Here is a 17,181-nt window from a genome sequence, read left to right on the forward strand (position 1 = left end):
GTCTCGGGGGCGAGGAAGGCCTCCTGGCCCGGCTTGAGGGTCAGACTGTTCGCCGCGGCGATCGTCTGAGCCGACAGCTCCTCGAGTCTCAGCTCAGCCATGCCATGAGACTAACCCGCCGCGACCCCGGGTGCGTAAGCCCTCAGGAGGACATCGGCTGACGCATCGACGGTGCAGTGGATGCGGTGTCCGCCGTTCGGGGGACCGGTCGTCGTCGGCCGCGCATCCGCCCCGGTTTGTCTCGATGTCGAGATATCTCGCCGAGGCGGTAGGCTGACCGGCGGCCTCATACGCGAATCAGAAGGACACATCAGTGGCGGAGAAGATCAAGGTCGAAGGCACCGTCGTCGAGCTCGACGGCGACGAGATGACGCGGATCATCTGGCAGTTCATTAAGGACCGCCTGATCCACCCCTATCTCGACGTGACGCTCGAGTACTACGACCTGGGCATCGAGCACCGCGACGCGACCGACGACCAGGTCACGATCGACGCGGCGCACGCGATCCAGAAGCACGGCGTCGGCGTCAAGTGCGCGACGATCACGCCCGACGAGGCGCGCGTCGAGGAGTTCGGTCTCAAGAAGATGTGGAAGTCGCCCAACGGCACGATCCGCAACATCCTCGGCGGCGTCATCTTCCGCGAGCCGATCATCATCAGCAACATCCCGCGCCTGGTGCCGGGCTGGAACAAGCCGATCATCATCGGCCGTCACGCCTTCGGCGACCAGTACCGCGCCACCGACTTCGTCTTCAAGGGCAAGGGCAAGCTCACAGTCGAGTTCGCGCCCGAAGACGGCTCGGAGCCGATGAAGTTCGAGGTCTACGACGCGCCGGATGACGGCATCGCCCAGGTGCAGTACAACCAGGACGCGTCGATCCGCGACTTCGCTCGCGCCTCGCTCAACTACGGCCTGGCCCGCAACTACCCGGTGTACCTGTCGACCAAGAACACGATCCTCAAGGCCTACGACGGCCGCTTCAAGGACCTGTTCCAGGAGATCTACGACACCGAGTTCAAGGAGCGCTTCGAGGCTGCCGGCCTCACCTACGAGCACCGCCTCATCGATGACATGGTCGCCTCGGCCATGAAGTGGGAGGGCGGCTACGTCTGGGCGTGCAAGAACTACGACGGCGACGTGCAGTCCGACACCGTCGCGCAGGGCTTCGGCTCGCTCGGCCTCATGACCTCGGTGCTGTCGACGCCCGACGGCAAGGTCGTCGAGGCGGAGGCGGCGCACGGCACCGTGACCCGTCACTACCGCCAGCACCAGCAGGGCAAGCCCACCTCGACGAACCCGATCGCCTCGATCTACGCCTGGACGCGCGGCCTCGCGCACCGCGGCAAGCTCGACGGCAACCAGCCGCTGATCGACTTCTCGCTCGCGCTCGAGCAGGTCGTCATCGAGACCGTCGAGAGCGGCAAGATGACGAAGGACCTCGCGCTGCTCGTCGGACCCGACCAGGGCTGGCAGACGACCGAGGAGTTCCTCGAGACCCTCGACCAGAACCTGCAGGCGAAGCTCGGCTGAGGTCCGCCGTACACGAGAACGGGCCCGGATGCGCTGCGCATCCGGGCCCGTTCCGTGTCAGGGGTGCATCTACACGGTCGTGCACATCTTGGCGAGGTCCGTGAAGGCCTGCTGGGTCGCCGTCCCGGCATCGGTGACGGCCTGCGTGTCGGCATTCGCCGGGTCGTCGACCTGCGCCTGTGCTGCGTCGACGAGATCGCCGATCGAGTCCACGACGTCCTGGGATGCCGTCTTGACCTCGTCGTTCTTGAGCTTGTCGGTCGCCTTCTGAAGGTCGGACTGGATGCTCGAGAGCGAGTCCAGTGCACCCTGCGGGTCGCTCGCCGAGTTCTGCAGCGCCGTCGAGATCTCGGTCGACTTCTCCTGCATCGTCGTCGCGATCGACTTGCAGGCCTCGACCTTGCCGTTGGGGCCGACGAGGCTGCAGCCCGAGAGCAGGGCGGTCGTCAGGGCGGCGACGCCGAGGGCGGCGGTCAGGGGGCGGCGGATCGAGGCCACGGGGTCTCCTTGCGATGCGGGTCAGGGCAGGGGGGGTCAGCCTACCCGGCGCGTCGGAACGGCTCGGGTGGGAACCATCTCAAGGAGTTGCTGTCACTCGTGGGGCTGGTGAGCAACAGGAACCACTCCCGTCACAGCAACTCCTTGAGACGGTTCGGGCGCAGGCGGGTCAGAGCTGGGAAGGCGGCTCAGTAGCCGAGGAACGCGTCGGTGCGGATGCGCTTGGCGCCCGCGCGGCGGAGCGCGGGACGCAGCGCCGCGATGAGCGCAGGCGGACCCGAGAGCAGCACCTCGCGGCGCGCCGCATCCGGAACCGCCTCGAGCAGGCGAGCCCCGTCGAGCCGGCCGTCGCCGAGCCACTCCCAGCCCTGCGGCATGCGCGGCATCGGCTGCGGCGACACGAGCAGCACGCGGGCGCCGCTGCGCCCCAGCTCGGCGGCGTAGGCGATCTCGTCGAGCGACGAGACGGCGTAGACCAGCACGACGTCGCGCGCGGCGGCGGCGCCCTGCGGGTCGGCCTCGGCGGCATGCCGCAGGTGCTCGAGCTGGGCGATGAAGGGCGTGATGCCGATGCCGCCGGCGACGAGCAGCAGCGGCCGCTCGCCCGAGCCCGGCAGGGTGAAGTCGCCGCCGACGCTCGATCCGCTCAGCTTCGCGCCGATCGGCAGCTCGAGCAGCGCGCGCTTGTAGGTCGAGGGGCGCTCGTCGGGCACGCGGAGTCCGAGACGGATGCCGGCCTCGGGATGCGGGGGAGACGCGATGCTGAAGGTGCGGCGGGTGCCGCGGCTGTCGGCGCGGCGGTGCGGCACGTCGAGCTCGAGGAACTGCCCGGCCGCGAACGGCACGGCGGCCGCCGGCGTGAAGTGGAACTCCCAGCTCGTCGGCGTGAGCTGACGACGGTCGACGAGCTCGAGGCGGATGCCGCGACGGCGGGCGAGCAGGAAGGCCAGCACGTTGCCCACGAGCAGCCACAGCTCGGGCGTCGCGTAGAGACCCAGATTGAAGGGTCCGACCGTTCCGCCGGGCAGCGAGAACGGCACGGCGAACAGCACGCCGACGACCGCGGCCACGAGCAGCTGCTGCCAGCGGCGGGGCGGCAGCGTGAGCGGCTCGGTGATCATGTAGACCGCGAAGAAGATCACGGGCGAGCTGACCAGGGCCAGGTTCACGGCGTCGCCGAGCGGCACGGCCGAGGTCGCGAAGCGCACCGTCACCGAGATCGCGGCGACGACGGCGAAGGTCAGCATCACGAGGCCGCGGCGGGTGCGGATCGCGATCGCCAGGCCGATGACGATCAGGAACGGCAGCAGCGGAGCGCTCGCCGCCCACCAGGCGCTCGCGACCGTGCCGCTGCCGGTCGCGATGCCGAGCAGTCCGACCATGAAGGCGCCGAACGCGGCCGGGTTGAGCAGGTGCCGACCGTGCGGCGCGATGAGCCACTTGCTCGCCGAGGCGATGACGGCGGCGAGGGCGATTCCGAGAAGTCCGATCGGGTCGAGCGTCGGCGGCAGGATGAAGAACAGCAGCAGTCCGGTGATCACGCTCGACTCGCTGTGGAAGCGGGCGCGGAAGAGCGCCGCCAGCGCGATGTTCGCGAGCGAGGCCCACACCACGGCCACGGCGAGGCTGGCGAGCATCGCCAGGACGCGCATCCCGCCGACATAGGCGCCCGTGCCGATCGGCACGTAGACGCCGGTCGCCGCGAAGACCGCCGCGACGACGGCCAGCGCGGTCAGGCTGATCGCGACCAGGCGGTACATCGTGACGCGGCCGAACACGGCATCCAGGCGCGCGATCATGCGCGCCCTCCGGTCGAGTGCGCGGTGGATGTGCGGATGCTCATGCGAAGACCTCTCCCCGGAAGCCGGCAGAGCGCGCCACGCGCCCGTCTGCCGTGATTCTGACCCACTCGAACGCGCCCGACGCCGCGAAGGCGGAGGGCGGCGCGAAGAACAGTCCCGTCGCGAGCGCGTCGGCCGTCATCGCGGGCCACTCCGTCTCGGGCGGGACGACGACCCAGGTGGCCACGACCTCGCGGGTCGGCTCGCCCGTGAGCGCGTCGATGATGTGGTGCTGACCGGCCCAGGCGCGGCGGTTGGCGGCGCTCGCCGCGACCGCACCGGTCGCCAGCTCGGCGACGCCGATCGCCTGCGCCGGGTCGGCCGGGTGCTCGAGGGCGATCCGCTCGGGATGCGCGGCCCACGCCGATCCGGGCGTCGCGCCGCGCACGAGATCGCCGCTGCCGTCGACCACATGGTCGGGCTCGCCCGCGTCGCGCAGCAGTCGCGACACGAGGTCGACGAGCATCCCCTTGCCGGCGGCGCCGACGTCGAGCAGCGCCGGACGCAGCAGGGTGAGGTGCTCGCCGTCCCAGGCGAGAGCGTCGTCCCAGCGCGGCGTCGCCCGCCGCGTGGCGGCCGGCGTCAGGCGGTACTGCGCGTCGTAGCCGAGATCCTCGAGCGCGTGCCCGACGAGCGGACTCACCCGCCCGCCGGTCGCCTCGAACAGCAGCCGGTACATCCCGAGCAGCGGTGCGGCCTCGGCGGGAAGACGCCATCGCCCCGGCTCGCGCGCCATGCGGCTCACGAGCGAATCGGGCCGGAAGCGCGACCAGTCGCAGTCGACGGCGTCGATCAGCGCGCCGACCGCGGCGCGGGTGCCCGCATCCAGGGGATCGGGCGTCTCGATGCTCCAGGCGGTGCCGATCGCCTCGAATCGCCACACCGCGCGGTCGACGGCGCCCGGGCGCTCGACGGATGCGGCGTCGCCGTCGTCGGACGGGGCGGGAGCGGAGGAGGCGGCCACGGCCGGAGAGGATGCGCCGCTCAGAGCTCGGAGAGGTGCTTGATCTGGTCGACGGCGTCGTTGAAGCCGCGCGAGGTGAGCGACGAGCCCGAGACGCGGGTGACCGACAGCTCGTCGAGCGACTTGCCGACGACCTCGCCCGAGATGCCCTCGCTGAACTGGGTCTGGTACTGCTTCGCGTTGCCGCTCGAGGCGTGGGGCACGACCTCGGCCTTCGTGACCTTGCTGTCGGCGAGCGTCAGGGTGACCTCGATCGACTCGTTGCCGCCGGGCGACTGGTACTCGCCGGTGGCCGTGTACGAGCCGTCCTTGTAGCCGGCCGACGAGGTCGAGCCGCTGTCGCTCGACGAGTCGGACCCCGAATCCGAGCCCGAGGATCCGGTGTCGGTCGAGCCGGTCGTGGTCGCGCAGCCGGCGAGGGCCCCGGCGAGGCCGAACGCGGCGACGCCGAGCACGAGGGGGCGGGGAAGGGCGGTCATGGGTCCTCCAGAAGGGGGCGGATGGTCGTCCTCGGGCGAGGGTGCGCGGGGTCGGTACGCGCGGACGCGCGGCTCCACCGAAGCGGAATCGGCTGTGCGACATCTGCAACGAGCCTGTGCGTACATCCATTCCAACGCATCGAAGCGGCGGCAGGTTCATCCGATCGAGAAGAAAGCTGCGCGATGGATGTCGAAAAGATTCCGCAGGGGTCTACCCCCATTCAGGGGTGATCCTCAGCTAGGTTGAAGCATCGGCGCAGACCCGACTGCCTCGTGATCCGCATCCCTGATCGAAAAGGACGTCATCAGTGAGAACGACAACGGACCCCTCGGGCCGTCGCGCACGCGGCGCCAGAACGGCCGCCGCGGCGCTCGCCGCGGCCGCTCTGGTCGCCGGCGGACTGCTCGCGGCCAGCCCGGCCGGCGCCGCCCCCGCACCCGTGCAGAACTCGACGCTGCCCACGGGAATCGGCGGCCAGACGCACCTCGAGGCCGGGCGCTACATCGTCACCCTCAAGGGCGACCCCGCCGCCAGCTACACCGGCGGCGTGAACGGCTACGCCGCCACGGCGCCCAAGCAGGGCCGTCAGCTGCTGGCCGGCCAGGCGCCCGTCGCGAACTACTCGAAGCACCTCGAGAGCGAGCAGAAGAGCGTGGCGAAGGATGTCGGGGCCACCGTCGACTACAGCTACAGCCTCACCGTGAACGCCTTCGCCGCCGACCTCACCGCCCAGCAGGCGGCGGAGCTGCGTGCCGACAAGCGTGTCGCGGCCCTCGATCTCGATGACGTGCACCACCTGACCAAGGCCGTGCCGAGCACCGACTTCCTCGGGCTCTCGGGCGACGACGGCGTGTGGGCGGAGCTCGGCGGAACCGACAGGGCCGGCGAGGGCGTCGTGGTCGGCGTGATCGACTCCGGCATCGCCCCCGAGAACCCGTCGTTCGCCGGGGATGCGCTGGCCGGGTCGGCGGGTGCGAAGCCCTGGACCGCGGGCGGCAGCATCCTCTTCCAGAAGGGCGACGGCGACCTCTACTCCGGCGTCTGCCAGCCGGGCAAGAACGCCGACCAGCAGTGGACCGGGAACGAGTGCAACACCAAGCTCGTCGGCGCCCGCTACTACATCAACGGCTGGACCGAGGCTCGCGCGGGCACGCCCGACATCGGCGAGTACATCTCGCCGCGCGACGGCGACGGCCACGGCTCGCACACCGCGTCGACCGCGGCGGGCAACGCCGACGTCGCCGCGAGCGTCTCGGGCCGCGACTACGGCACGATCAGCGGCGTCGCCCCGGCGGCGAAGGTCGCCATGTACAAGGCGTGCTGGTCGGGACCAGATGCCGCCTCCGAAGACGACGACGGCTGCGCATCCAGCGACCTGATCGCCGCGATCGAGCAGGCCACCCGCGACGGCGTCGACGTGATCAACTACTCGATCGGCGGCGGCTCGGCCACCACCACGGTCTCGCCGACCGACATCGCCTTCCTCGGCGCGGCCTCGGCCGGCATCTTCGTCGCGGCCTCGGCCGGCAACGACGGCCCCGGCGCCTCGACGCTCGACAACGCGGCCCCCTGGGAGACCACGGTCGCCGCGTCGACCATCCCGACCTACTACGCCACCGCGACCTTCCCCGGCCAGCCGACGCCGAACGCCTTCGCAGGCGCCTCGGTGACCGTCACCGAGAAGGTGGAGGCCGAGGTCGTCTACGCGGGCGACATCGGGGCGGCCGGCGTGGCCGATCCGACCCTCTGCCAGCCGGGCGATCTCGACCCGGCGAAGGCGACGGGCAAGATCGTCGTCTGCGACCGCGGCGTCAACGCCCGCGCAGAGAAGTCGCAGGTCGTGAAGGACGCCGGCGGTGTGGGCATGATCCTCGTGAACGTCGTCGAGGGCTCGATCGACGCCGACGACCACGCCGTGCCGAGCGTGCACCTCGACGCCCAGTACCGGGATGCGGTGCTCACCGCCGCCCGCACGCCCGGCCAGACGGCCGTGCTGACGCCCGACAACACGACCGAGACGCAGATCCCCACGCCCCAGCTGGCCGGGTTCTCGTCGCGGGGCCCCGTGCTCGCCGACGGCAGCGACATCCTCAAGCCCGACGTGGCGGCCCCCGGCGTGGCGATCCTCGCCGACGGCGCCAACGCGCAGGGCGAGGAGCCGACCTGGGAGTTCCTCTCCGGCACCTCGATGGCCTCGCCGCACGTGGCCGGCCTCGCCGCGCTCTACCTGGGCGCGCACCCGCTGACCACCCCGGCCGAGATCAAGTCGGCGCTCATGACGACGGCCTACGACACGGTCGACGAGACGGGCGCGAAGTACGAGGATCCCTTCGGTCAGGGCGCCGGTCACGTCGACCCGACGAAGATGTTCTCGCCGGGCCTCGTCTACCTCAACGGACCGGACGACTGGGCGGCCTACATCGAGGGCATCGGCTACGAGCTCGGCGACGACGTGAACCCGATCGACCCGAGCCAGCTCAACCTGGCCTCGATCGCGATCGGTCAGCTGACCGCCCCCGAGACGATCACCCGCACGGTGACGGCCCGCACGGCCGGCACCTACACGGCCGACGTCAACGGCCTCGCCGGTGTGGATGCGACGGTCTCGCCGTCGAGCTTCACGGTCGCCGAGGGCGAGTCGATCAGCTACACGATCACCTTCGACCGCACCACGGCGCCGGTCGACGAGTGGAGCACCGGCTACCTGAGCTGGACCAGCGGCGACACCGTCGTGCGCAGCCCGCTCGCGGTCAAGCCCGTCTCGATCGTCGCTCCGGCGACGGTGACCGGAACCGGCACGTCCGGCTCGGTCGACGTCGAGGTCACGCCGGGCGCCGACGGCCCGCTGTCGCTCACGACCACCGGTCTGAGCAAGGGCGCACTGCTGCCCGACCCGACCGGCGCCGACCCCGAGCACTCGGGAACCGGCTCGACGGGCGACAGCTACACCTACGACACCTCGGTGCCCGAGGGAGCCGGCTTCGCGCGCTTCGACCTCGATGCGCTCGACGACGCGGTCGACCTCGACCTGACCGTCTACCGACTCGAGGGCGGCGAGCCCGTCGAGGGCTGGCAGTCGGCCACGGCATCCGGTGACGAGCGGGTCGATCTGGATGCGCCCACCGCGGGCGACTACCAGGTGATCGTCGACGTCTACGACTCGGCCGGGGCTCCGACCTCGTTCGATCTGACCGTCACCTCGGTCGTGCCCGCCGGCGCGGCGCCGCTGACGCTCGACCCGTCGACGATCCAGGGGGTGCAGGGCGAGAAGACCAGCTACCGCGCATCCTGGAGCGGTCTCGACGCGCAGAGCCACTACCTCGGCATCGTGAGCTACGGCGACACCGGCGTGAGCACGGTCGTCGACGTGGCCACGGGCGAGGGCGGCGGCGAGGAGCCGGGTGCTCCGCAGAACACGGAGCCGCCGACGATCACGGGCACGCCGGTCGTGGGCTCGAAGCTCACCGCCGACCCGGGCGCGTGGGATGTCGACGGGCTCGAGTTCGCCTACCAGTGGCAGAAGGACGGCGCCGACATCGCCGGCGCGACGACCGCGACCTACACCCCGAAGAAGGCGGATGCGGGGGCGGCGCTGACCGTCGTCGTCACCGCCACGAAGGCCGACCTGCCCCCGGGCACGGCGACGAGCGCGCCGGTCACGGTGCTCGCGAAGTCGTCGACCAAGGTCGACCTGTCGAGCTGGAGCGCCTTCTCGTGGAGCCAGGTGAAGGCGACCGTCAAGGTCACCGGCGCCGCGGGCGGCACCGTGCAGCTGAAGGTCGACGGCAAGGCCGTCGGCGCTCCGCTCGCGGTCGGCCCGAACGGCAAGGTCGCGACCAAGCTGCCGAAGCTGAGCCGCGGCATCCACAAGATCACGGCCGCGTACTCGGGCTCCGACGGCGTCGCGCCGTCGACCAGCCCGGTGGCGTATCTGGTGATCTGGTTCTGATGGACTAGGCCGACGGTGACGGGCTGAGGCCCGTCGCGACGAACGAGGCCCGCGCGACTCCGTGTTGCGCGGGCTTTGTTCGTACGCTTTACTAACAAACATGTCGACGTCGGATGCAACCGGAGCCACCGCCCTCGGGCGCGCGCTGCGTCCGCGCACGAAGCTCCTGCCCGAGCACGCCCGCGGCCACAACCGCTCGCTCGTGCTGCAGACGCTGTTCCGCGAGGGCGCGCGCAGCCGCGCCGACCTCGCCCGTGACACCGGTCTCACCCGCGTCACGGTCTCCGACCTCGTCGCCGAGCTCATCGCCGACGGCTACGTCGTCGAGCTCGGCCAGCGCGAGGACCCGCGGCCCGGCAAACCCGCGACGCTGCTCGACATCGCCCGCGACGCCCACCAGATCATCGGCGTCGACCTCAGCCAGCACGACTCCTTCCGCGGCGCCGTGCTCAGCCTCGACGGCGAGGTCGTGCACCGTCGCGAGGTGCCGCTCGACGGCGCCACCGGCGACGACGCGCTCGCCAAGGCGACCGCGCTGACGCGCGAGCTCGTCGGCCTCGCCGCCGTGCCGGTGCTCGGCATCGGCGTCGGCAGCCCCGGCATCGTCGACCCGGCCGGACGCGTGCAGAGCGCCCCGAACCTGGGATGGGCGGGCGTCGACCTGCAGGGCGCGCTCGCCGCCGCGACCGACCTGCCCGTCGTCGTGGCCAACGACGCCAACGTCGCGGCGCTCGCCGAGCACAGCTTCGGGGGCGCATCCAGCGACGTCATGCTCGTCAAGATCGGCCACGGTGTCGGCGCCGGCCTCGTGATCGGCGGCATCGCGCTGCACGGCAGTCGCTGGGCCGCCGGCGAGATCGGCCACGTCGTCGTCGGCACCGACGGCGGCCCCGAGTGCGTCTGCGGCAAGCGCGGCTGCCTCGAGACCTGGCTGGCCGCCCCGCGCCTCGACGCCGCGCTCGACGCCGCGGCCGACGACGCCGCGCGCTCCGAGGTGCTGGCGCAGGCAGGCCGCCGCCTCGGCATCGCCCTCGCGCCCGTCGTGGGCGCCCTCGACCTGGCGGAGATCGTGCTCAGCGCGCCCGCCCACCTGCTTGACGGGCCGCTCCCCGCGGCCACGCTCGAGACCCTCCGCAGTCGCACCATGGCCGAGTTCCACGACCATGTCGCGCTGCGGGGGAGCGGCCTCGGCGAGGACATCGTGCTGCGGGGATCCGCCGCGCTCGTCCTGGCCGGGCGCCTCGGGGTCAGCTGACCCCGCCGCCCTCGGCACCGCATCCCGGCGCCGTCGGCGGCATCGCACCACCGCACCTGCACCACCCGCACCACACCTGCACCACCGCACCACCACCCGCACCGTCGCGGACTCGGCACTCCCGACCCCGCACGGCACATCGCCCTAGGAAAGGAACTACGAGATGCGGAAGTTCAGCATCGTCGCGGCCACGGCACTCGTCGCGGCCGCCGGACTCGTGCTCTCCGGCTGCGCTGCCGGAGGCAGCGGCGGAAGCGACAAGGCCGAGATCCGGGTCTGGCTCAACGGCACGGACACCCCCAAGGAGGCGCGCGAGTACCTCGTGAAGACCTTCGAGAAGCAGAACCCCGGCTCGACCCTGAAGATCGAGGAGCAGAGCTGGACCGGACTGGTCGACAAGCTCACCACCTCGCTCTCGGGCAGCGACAGCCCCGACGTCGTCGAGGTCGGCAACACCCAGTCGCCCGCCTTCACCTCGGTCGGCGCCTTCATGGACCTGACCGACAAGAAGGATGAGCTCGGCGGCGACGACCTGCTGCCCGGCTTCGTCGAGGCCGGCAGCTACGACGGCAAGTTCTACGCCGCGCCGTACTACTCGGGCGCCCGCCTGGTCTTCTACCGCAAGGACATGTTCGCCGCGGCCGGCCTCGAGGCGCCGAAGACGCTCGACGAGTACGTCGCCGACGGCGAGAAGCTCGCGAGCGCGAACGCCGGCGTCTCGGGCATCTACGCCCCCGGCAAGGACTGGTACAACGCCCTGCCCTACATCTGGGAGAACGGCGGCGAGATCGCGACCGAGAAGGGCGGGAAGTGGACCTCGCAGTTCTCGAGCGCCGAGTCGGTCGCCGGAATCGAGCAGCTGCAGCAAGTCTATGAGAAGGCCTCCCTCGCCCCGAAGGACGGCGACGAGACCAACCCGCAGGTGCCCTACTGCGCCAACCAGGTCGCTCAGCTGAGCGCCCCGAGCTGGGTCAAGTGGTCGATCCTCGCGGCCGCCGACAGCGACACCCCCGGCTGCCCCGACCAGGAGGCCAACCTCGGCGTCTTCGCCCTGCCGGGCAAGGACGGCGGCGCGGCTCACGTGTTCGCCGGCGGATCGAACATCGCCATCTCGAACAAGTCGGCCCACAAGGACCTGGCCTACGACGCGCTCAAGATCATGCTGAGCGACGACTACCAGACGATCCTCGGCAAGAACGGCCTCGTGCCCGCCAAGCAGTCGCTCGCGTCGACCCTCGGCACCGACGAGGTCGCGAAGGCCACGGCCGAGGCGGCCGCGAACGCCAAGCTCACCCCGGCCTCGCCGAAGTGGGCCGATGTCGAGTCGAGCCAGCTGCTGCAGGACTTCTTCTCGGCTGTCGCGCAGGGCGGCGACGTGAAGAGCCTCGCGACGGAGCTCGACAAGAAGATCGACGACATCCTCAACAAGTGACCCCACCGAGTGGGCGGTGGTTCCATCACCGCCCACTCGGCCTGACCGTGGCCATCGCCCTAGGAAGGTGAGGTCACGCGGCCCACAGTAGTAGGAGCCCCTCCCCATGTCTCTCGTCGCCAAGACGAAAACCCCCCGTCGCGTCGGCTTCGCCCCCTTCGCCCTGCTCGTGCCGGGCACCGCGGTGCTCGCCGTCGTGGTCGGCTGGCCGCTCATCCAGCTGCTCATCCAGTCGTTCCAGGAGTACGGCCGCGCCCAGGTCTTCGGCGCCCCGGCCCCCTTCATCGGCCTCGGCAACTACGTCGAGGTGCTGACGGACCAGAAGTTCTGGAACGTGCTCGGCCGCAGCGTGCTGTTCTGCCTCGTCTGCGTCGTCGTCACGATCGTGCTCGGCACCCTCGTGGCGCTGCTGATGCAGCGGCTCAACAAGTTCTTCCGCACCCTGGTGTCGATCGGCCTGCTGCTCGCCTGGGCGATGCCGCCGCTGTCGGCGACCTTCGTCTGGGGATGGGTCTTCGACACCCAGTACGGCATCGCCAACTACCTGATCACCCAGGTCTCCGGCGTCGACTTCATGGGCCACTCCTGGCTCATCTCGGCGCTCGGCTTCTTCTTCGTCGCCGGCATCGTGGTCGTCTGGGGCGCCGTGCCCTTCGTCGCCTTCACGGTCTACGCCGGCCTCACCCAGGTGCCGGACGAGGTCATCGAGGCGGCGCAGCTCGACGGCGCCGGCGCGGTCGCGCGCTTCCGCCTCATCGTGCTGCCCTATCTGCGCTCGATCTTCCTGGTGCTCATCGTGCTCAGCGTCATCTGGGATCTGCGCGTCTTCGCCCAGATCAAGGCGCTGCAGACGATCGGCGGCTCCGTCGCCGACACCTCCACGATCGGCGTCTACATCTACGAGACCTCGCTCGCCAACGGCGAGTACGGCACGGGCGGCGCGATCGCGGTCATCCTGGTGCTGATCCTCATGGCGGTCTCGTTCGTCTACATCCGCCAGAGCCTGAAGGAGGACGAGGCATGACCGCCGTCGTCTCGACCCCCACGCGCCCCGACTCGGCGTCGCCGTCGGCGCCGAAGTCCGCCCCGCCCTCCGGCCGCGCCACCACGGCGGCCGGCGGGCGGGTGGCCCGGCGCCGCCGCATCCGGCCCTCGTCGATCGTGCTCAGCGCGGTCGCGGTGATCGTCTTCGTGCTCTCGGTGTTCCCGGTCTACTGGATGGTCAACTCCTCCTTCCTGCCGAACAACCTCGTGCGCGGATCGGTGCCGCACTTCTTCCCCGACGAGTTCACGCTGCGCAACTACGCGCTCGTGCTCTTCGGCGACACCCGCACGCCGTTCCTGCCGGCGCTGCTGAACTCGATCGGCACGACCGTCATCACGGTCGGCGTCGCGCTCGTGTTCGCGTTCCTCGCGGCGCTCGCCGTGACGCGCTTCCGCTTCCGCGGCCGCCGTTCGTTCGTCATCGCGATCCTGGTCGTGCAGATGATCCCGGGCGAGGCGATGATCATCTCGACCTACCGCCTGCTCGAGGGCTGGAACCTGCTCAACTCGATCATCGGCCTGAGCCTGGTCTACGTCGCGACCGTGCTGCCGTTCACGATCTGGACGCTGCGCGGCTTCGTCAACGGCGTGCCCGCCGAGCTCGAGGAGGCCGCCATGATCGACGGCTGCTCGCGCACCGGCGCGTTCTGGCGCATCACCTTCCCGCTGCTCGCTCCCGGACTCATCGCGACCGGCGTGTTCGGCTTCATCCAGGCCTGGAACGAGTTCGTGTTCGCGCTCGTCGTGATGAGCGACGACAGCGCGCACACCCTGCCCGTCTGGCTGCGCACCTTCGTGCAGGCCAACACGACGACGAACTGGGCGGCGATCATGGCCGGCTCGACGCTCGTCGCGATCCCGGTGGTCGTGTTCTTCCTCATCGTGCAGGGCCGCATGACGAGCGGCCTCGTCTCCGGGGCGGTGAAGGGATGAGCGTGCTCGGCACCCTGCTGCCCGGCTTCGTCGGCACGACCCTGCCCGATTGGCTGGATGCGCGACTGCGCGACGGTCTCGCCGGCGTCTGCCTGTTCGGCGAGAACATCGTCGATCCCGCCCAGACGCGCGCGCTCACCGACGCGATCCGCGCCGCCAACCCGCGCGCGATCATCGCGATCGACGAGGAGGGCGGCGACGTCACCCGGCTGCACGCCGCGACCGGGGCGCCGTTCCCAGGCAACGCCGTGCTCGGCCGGCTGGATGACGCCGACCTCACTGGCGCGGTCGGCGCGGCCGTCGCCCACGAGCTCGCCGCCGCCGGCGTGAACCTCAACTTCGCGCCCGACGTCGACGTCAACTCCAACCCCGACAACCCGGTGATCGGCGTGCGCAGCTTCGGGGCGGATGCGCCGCTCGTGTCGCGGCACAGCTCCGCCTGGATCGCCGCGCACGAGGCCGCGGGCGTCGCCGTGAGCGCGAAGCACTTCCCCGGCCACGGCGACACCGCCCAGGACTCGCACCTGGCGCTGCCGATCGTCGAGGCGACCCGCGACGAGCTCGACGCCCGCGAGCTGCCGCCCTTCGTGGCGTCGATCGCCGCCGGCGCGCGCACGATCATGAGCTCGCACATCGTCGTGCCCGCCCTCGACGGGCCCGAGACCCCCGCGACCTTCTCGCGGGCCGTGCTCGACGACCTCCTGCGGAGCCGCCTGGGCTTCCAGGGGGTCGTCGTGTCCGATGCGCTCGACATGGCGGGCGCGAGCGGCGAGGTCGGCATCCCGCGGGCCGCCGCTCTGGCTCTCGACGCCGGCTGCGACCTGCTGTGCATCGGCACCCGCAACACCGATGAGCAGCTGTCGCTGATCGCGGCGGCCGTCGATGCGGCGATCGCCCGCGGCGAGCTCGACCGTACGCGCGTCGACGACGCGGCCGCACGGGTCGCCGCGCTCGGCACGGCGCTCGCTGCGACCGTTCCCGGCGGCGCGGAGCTGCCGGCCGAGGGCGGCTGGAGCGCCGCCGCCCCGCCCGTGCCGGCCGAGCGCATCCGCGACGCCTTCGAGGTGAAGCCTGGTGTGCGACCCGCCGAGGGTGCGACCCTGGTGAGCATCGAGACCACCGTGAACATCGCCGTCGGTCACTCCCCGTGGGGGGTCGCCGCGGCCGGGGGCGCGGTCACGCCGGTGTCGGCGGCGGGGCTCGGCGCGGGTGCGGATGCGGGCTCGGCTGCGGCGTCGACTGCGGCGTCGACCGCGGTTCGGGATGCGCTCGCCGCGCTGCCTGACGGACCGCTCGTGCTGATCGGCAAGGACAACCACCGGCACGAGGGCGTGCGCGAGCTGATCGACGCCGCCCGCGCCGAGCGTCCGGGCACGATCGCGATCGACATGGGGTGGCCGTCGCCCGACCGGGCCTATGCCGACGTCGCCACCTTCGGCGCCTCGCGCATCGTCGGGGCCGCGCTGCTCGACTGGCTGGCCGCGCCGTGAGGATCGGCATCGACATCGGCGGCACCAAGACCCACGCGGTGCTCGTCGGCGACAACGGCGCCGTGATCGCCGAGAGCCGCAAGCCCACCGGCTTCGGGGCCGACGAGGTCATCACGACCGCCGCGGCGGTCGTCGCGGAGCTGGCCGAGGCCGAGCCCGAGGGGGTCGCCGCGGCGCGCTCGGTCGGCGTCGGCATCCCCGGCGCCGTCGACGACCTCGGCCGCGTGCGGCACGCCGTCAACCTCGGTCTCGAAGGTCTCGACCTCGGCGCGCGCCTCGGTGCCGCCCTCGGCCGGCCGGTGCGCGTCGCCAACGACGTCAACGCCGCCGCGCTCGGCGTCTACTCGCTCGTCGAGCACGGCCCCAGCCACTCGATGGCCTACCTCAACCTCGGCACCGGACTCGCGGCGGGCCTCGTGCTCGACGGCCGGCTCTGGCGCGGCTCGCGCGGCGTCGCGGGCGAGATCGGGCACATCCCGGTCGACCCCGACGGGCCCGTCTGCCCCTGCGGCCAGCGCGGCTGCCTCGAGCTCAGCGCCTCCGGCTCGGCCGTCGCCCGCCTCTGGCCGAGCGACGACCCCAAGCCCGTGCGCGCGCTCTACCTCTCCGCCGACGACGGGGATGCGCAGGCCATCGCCGTGCGCGACAAGCTCGAGACCAATGTGGCGGCGGCGGTGCGCATCCTGGTGCTGACCGTCGACGTCGACCGCGTCGTGATCGGCGGCGGCGTCAGCTCGCTCGGCGACCGGCTGCTCGAGGGCGTGCGCGGCGTGCTCACGCGCTGGGCCGACGCCTCGCCGTTCCTGCGCATGCAGGATCTGCCCTCGCGCGTCGACCTGCTGCCGCGCGGATTCCCGGCCGCGGCCGTCGGCGCGGCGCTGATCGGCGTCGAGCCGCAACACCTCCCCACCCCCGAGAACGGAGGCCGCTGATGGCCGAGATCGCGATCGTCGCCGACGCCGAGGCGGCCGGCGAGCTCGCCGCCCAGCAGATCGCCCGCGTCGTCGCGAGCCGACCCGACGCCGTGCTCGGGCTCGCGACCGGCTCGACGCCGCTCAGCACCTGGGCCGCGCTGAAGGGCCGCGGCCTCGACCTGACCGGCGTGCGCGGCTTCGCCCTCGACGAGTACGTCGGCCTGCCCGACGGGCACCCCGAGAGCTACCGCGCCGTCATCACCCGCGAGGTCGTCGAGCCGCTCGGGCTCACCCCGTCGCTCGTGCACGTGCCCGGCGACGACGGCGGTCCGCTCGACGGGGCGGGGGAGCGCTACGAGGCCGCGATCGCCGCGGTCGGCGGGGTCGACCTGCAGATCCTCGGCATCGGCCGCACGGGCCACATCGGCTTCAACGAGCCCGGCTCGTCGCTCACCAGCCGCACGCGCATCAAGACCCTGACCGAGCAGACCCGCGCCGACAACGCGCGCTTCTTCGACAGCCCGGATCAGGTGCCGCGCCACTGCCTCACGCAGGGGCTCGGCACGATCCTGGATGCGCGGCAGCTCGTGCTGCTCGCCTTCGGCGAGGGCAAGGCCGCCGCGGTCGCCGCCGCGGTCGAGGGGCCGCTGAGCGCGTCGATGCCGGGGTCGGTCATCCAGCTGCACCCGCGTGTGCTCGTGATCGTCGACGAGGCGGCCGGGTCGCAGCTGCGGCACGCCGACTACTACCGCTTCGCCTGGGACAACCGCCTGCCGTTCGAGGTCTGATCGCGCCGTATCGGCCGGCGTGGTCGGCCGGCTGCCCTGCTGCAGGGCTGGCTGCACGACCG

13 protein-coding genes and 1 pseudogene are annotated in these 17,181 nt (G+C 71.7%); 9 read left to right on the top strand and 5 right to left on the bottom strand.

The window, feature by feature from the left end; all coding sequences use genetic code 11:
* Nucleotides 1-101 (bottom strand): annotated as a pseudogene (locus tag FJ658_RS16800) (GNAT family N-acetyltransferase); the annotation flags it as partial.
* 212 nt (nt 102-313) lie between these two features.
* Between FJ658_RS16800 and FJ658_RS05715 the strand changes: the two are divergent.
* Nucleotides 314-1,531: an NADP-dependent isocitrate dehydrogenase gene (locus tag FJ658_RS05715; RefSeq protein ID WP_141144421.1), complete on the top strand. Its 1,218-nt coding sequence runs from the start codon at nt 314-316 to the stop codon at nt 1,529-1,531.
* 69 nt (nt 1,532-1,600) lie between these two features.
* Here the strand turns inward: FJ658_RS05715 and FJ658_RS05720 are convergent, their stop codons facing one another.
* The 4 genes from FJ658_RS05720 to FJ658_RS05735 all read right to left on the bottom strand — a co-directional run bounded on the left by FJ658_RS05720 (nt 1,601) and on the right by FJ658_RS05735 (nt 5,313).
* Nucleotides 1,601-2,029 (bottom strand): hypothetical protein, encoded by a 429-nt coding sequence (locus tag FJ658_RS05720; RefSeq protein WP_141144422.1) that lies wholly within the window; start codon nt 2,027-2,029, stop codon nt 1,601-1,603.
* Nucleotides 2,030-2,217: 188 nt separating this feature from the next.
* A complete protein-coding gene (locus tag FJ658_RS05725) occupies nt 2,218-3,828 on the bottom strand; it encodes an oxidoreductase (protein ID WP_141144423.1) in 1,611 nt (536 codons plus the stop codon).
* Between the two features lie 40 nt (nt 3,829-3,868).
* On the bottom strand, nt 3,869-4,834 hold the full coding sequence (locus tag FJ658_RS05730) for an FAD:protein FMN transferase (RefSeq protein WP_255447589.1): 966 nt from the start codon (nt 4,832-4,834) through the stop codon (nt 3,869-3,871).
* Between the two features lie 20 nt (nt 4,835-4,854).
* Nucleotides 4,855-5,313, bottom strand: a complete 459-nt coding sequence (locus FJ658_RS05735) for an FMN-binding protein (protein WP_141144424.1) — start codon at nt 5,311-5,313, stop codon at nt 4,855-4,857.
* A gap of 308 nt (nt 5,314-5,621) precedes the next feature.
* Between FJ658_RS05735 and FJ658_RS05740 the strand changes: the two genes are divergently transcribed.
* From FJ658_RS05740 to FJ658_RS05775, 8 genes are all read left to right on the top strand, one after another.
* The gene (locus FJ658_RS05740) at nt 5,622-9,263 is read left to right on the top strand and encodes a S8 family serine peptidase (protein WP_141144425.1); all 3,642 of its coding nucleotides are present in this window, start codon (nt 5,622-5,624) and stop codon (nt 9,261-9,263) included.
* A 100-nt stretch (nt 9,264-9,363) separates the two neighbouring features.
* Nucleotides 9,364-10,518, top strand: a complete 1,155-nt coding sequence (locus FJ658_RS05745) for an ROK family transcriptional regulator (protein ID WP_141144426.1) — start codon at nt 9,364-9,366, stop codon at nt 10,516-10,518.
* A gap of 163 nt (nt 10,519-10,681) precedes the next feature.
* A complete protein-coding gene (locus tag FJ658_RS05750; RefSeq protein WP_141144427.1) occupies nt 10,682-11,950 on the top strand; it encodes an extracellular solute-binding protein in 1,269 nt (422 codons plus the stop codon).
* A 106-nt stretch (nt 11,951-12,056) separates the two neighbouring features.
* Nucleotides 12,057-12,974, top strand: coding sequence for a carbohydrate ABC transporter permease (locus tag FJ658_RS05755; protein WP_141144428.1), 918 nt, complete (start codon nt 12,057-12,059; stop codon nt 12,972-12,974).
* Nucleotides 12,971-13,927, top strand: coding sequence for a carbohydrate ABC transporter permease (locus FJ658_RS05760; protein WP_141144429.1), 957 nt, complete (start codon nt 12,971-12,973; stop codon nt 13,925-13,927). The genes FJ658_RS05755 and FJ658_RS05760 overlap by 4 nt, the downstream gene beginning before the upstream one ends.
* On the top strand, nt 13,924-15,417 hold the full coding sequence (locus tag FJ658_RS05765) for a glycoside hydrolase family 3 N-terminal domain-containing protein (RefSeq protein WP_141144430.1): 1,494 nt from the start codon (nt 13,924-13,926) through the stop codon (nt 15,415-15,417). Before FJ658_RS05760 ends, FJ658_RS05765 begins: the two co-directional genes overlap by 4 nt.
* The gene (locus FJ658_RS05770; protein WP_141144431.1) at nt 15,414-16,349 is read left to right on the top strand and encodes an ROK family protein; all 936 of its coding nucleotides are present in this window, start codon (nt 15,414-15,416) and stop codon (nt 16,347-16,349) included. The genes FJ658_RS05765 and FJ658_RS05770 overlap by 4 nt, the downstream gene beginning before the upstream one ends.
* Nucleotides 16,349-17,119, top strand: a complete 771-nt coding sequence (locus FJ658_RS05775; protein WP_141144432.1) for a glucosamine-6-phosphate deaminase — start codon at nt 16,349-16,351, stop codon at nt 17,117-17,119. The genes FJ658_RS05770 and FJ658_RS05775 overlap by 1 nt, the downstream gene beginning before the upstream one ends.
* The last annotated feature ends 62 nt before the right edge of the window (nt 17,120-17,181 follow it).

Origin of the sequence: Schumannella sp. 10F1B-5-1 (assembly GCF_006517535.1) — a bacterium.
Classification (GTDB): Bacteria; Actinomycetota; Actinomycetes; order Actinomycetales; family Microbacteriaceae; genus Schumannella.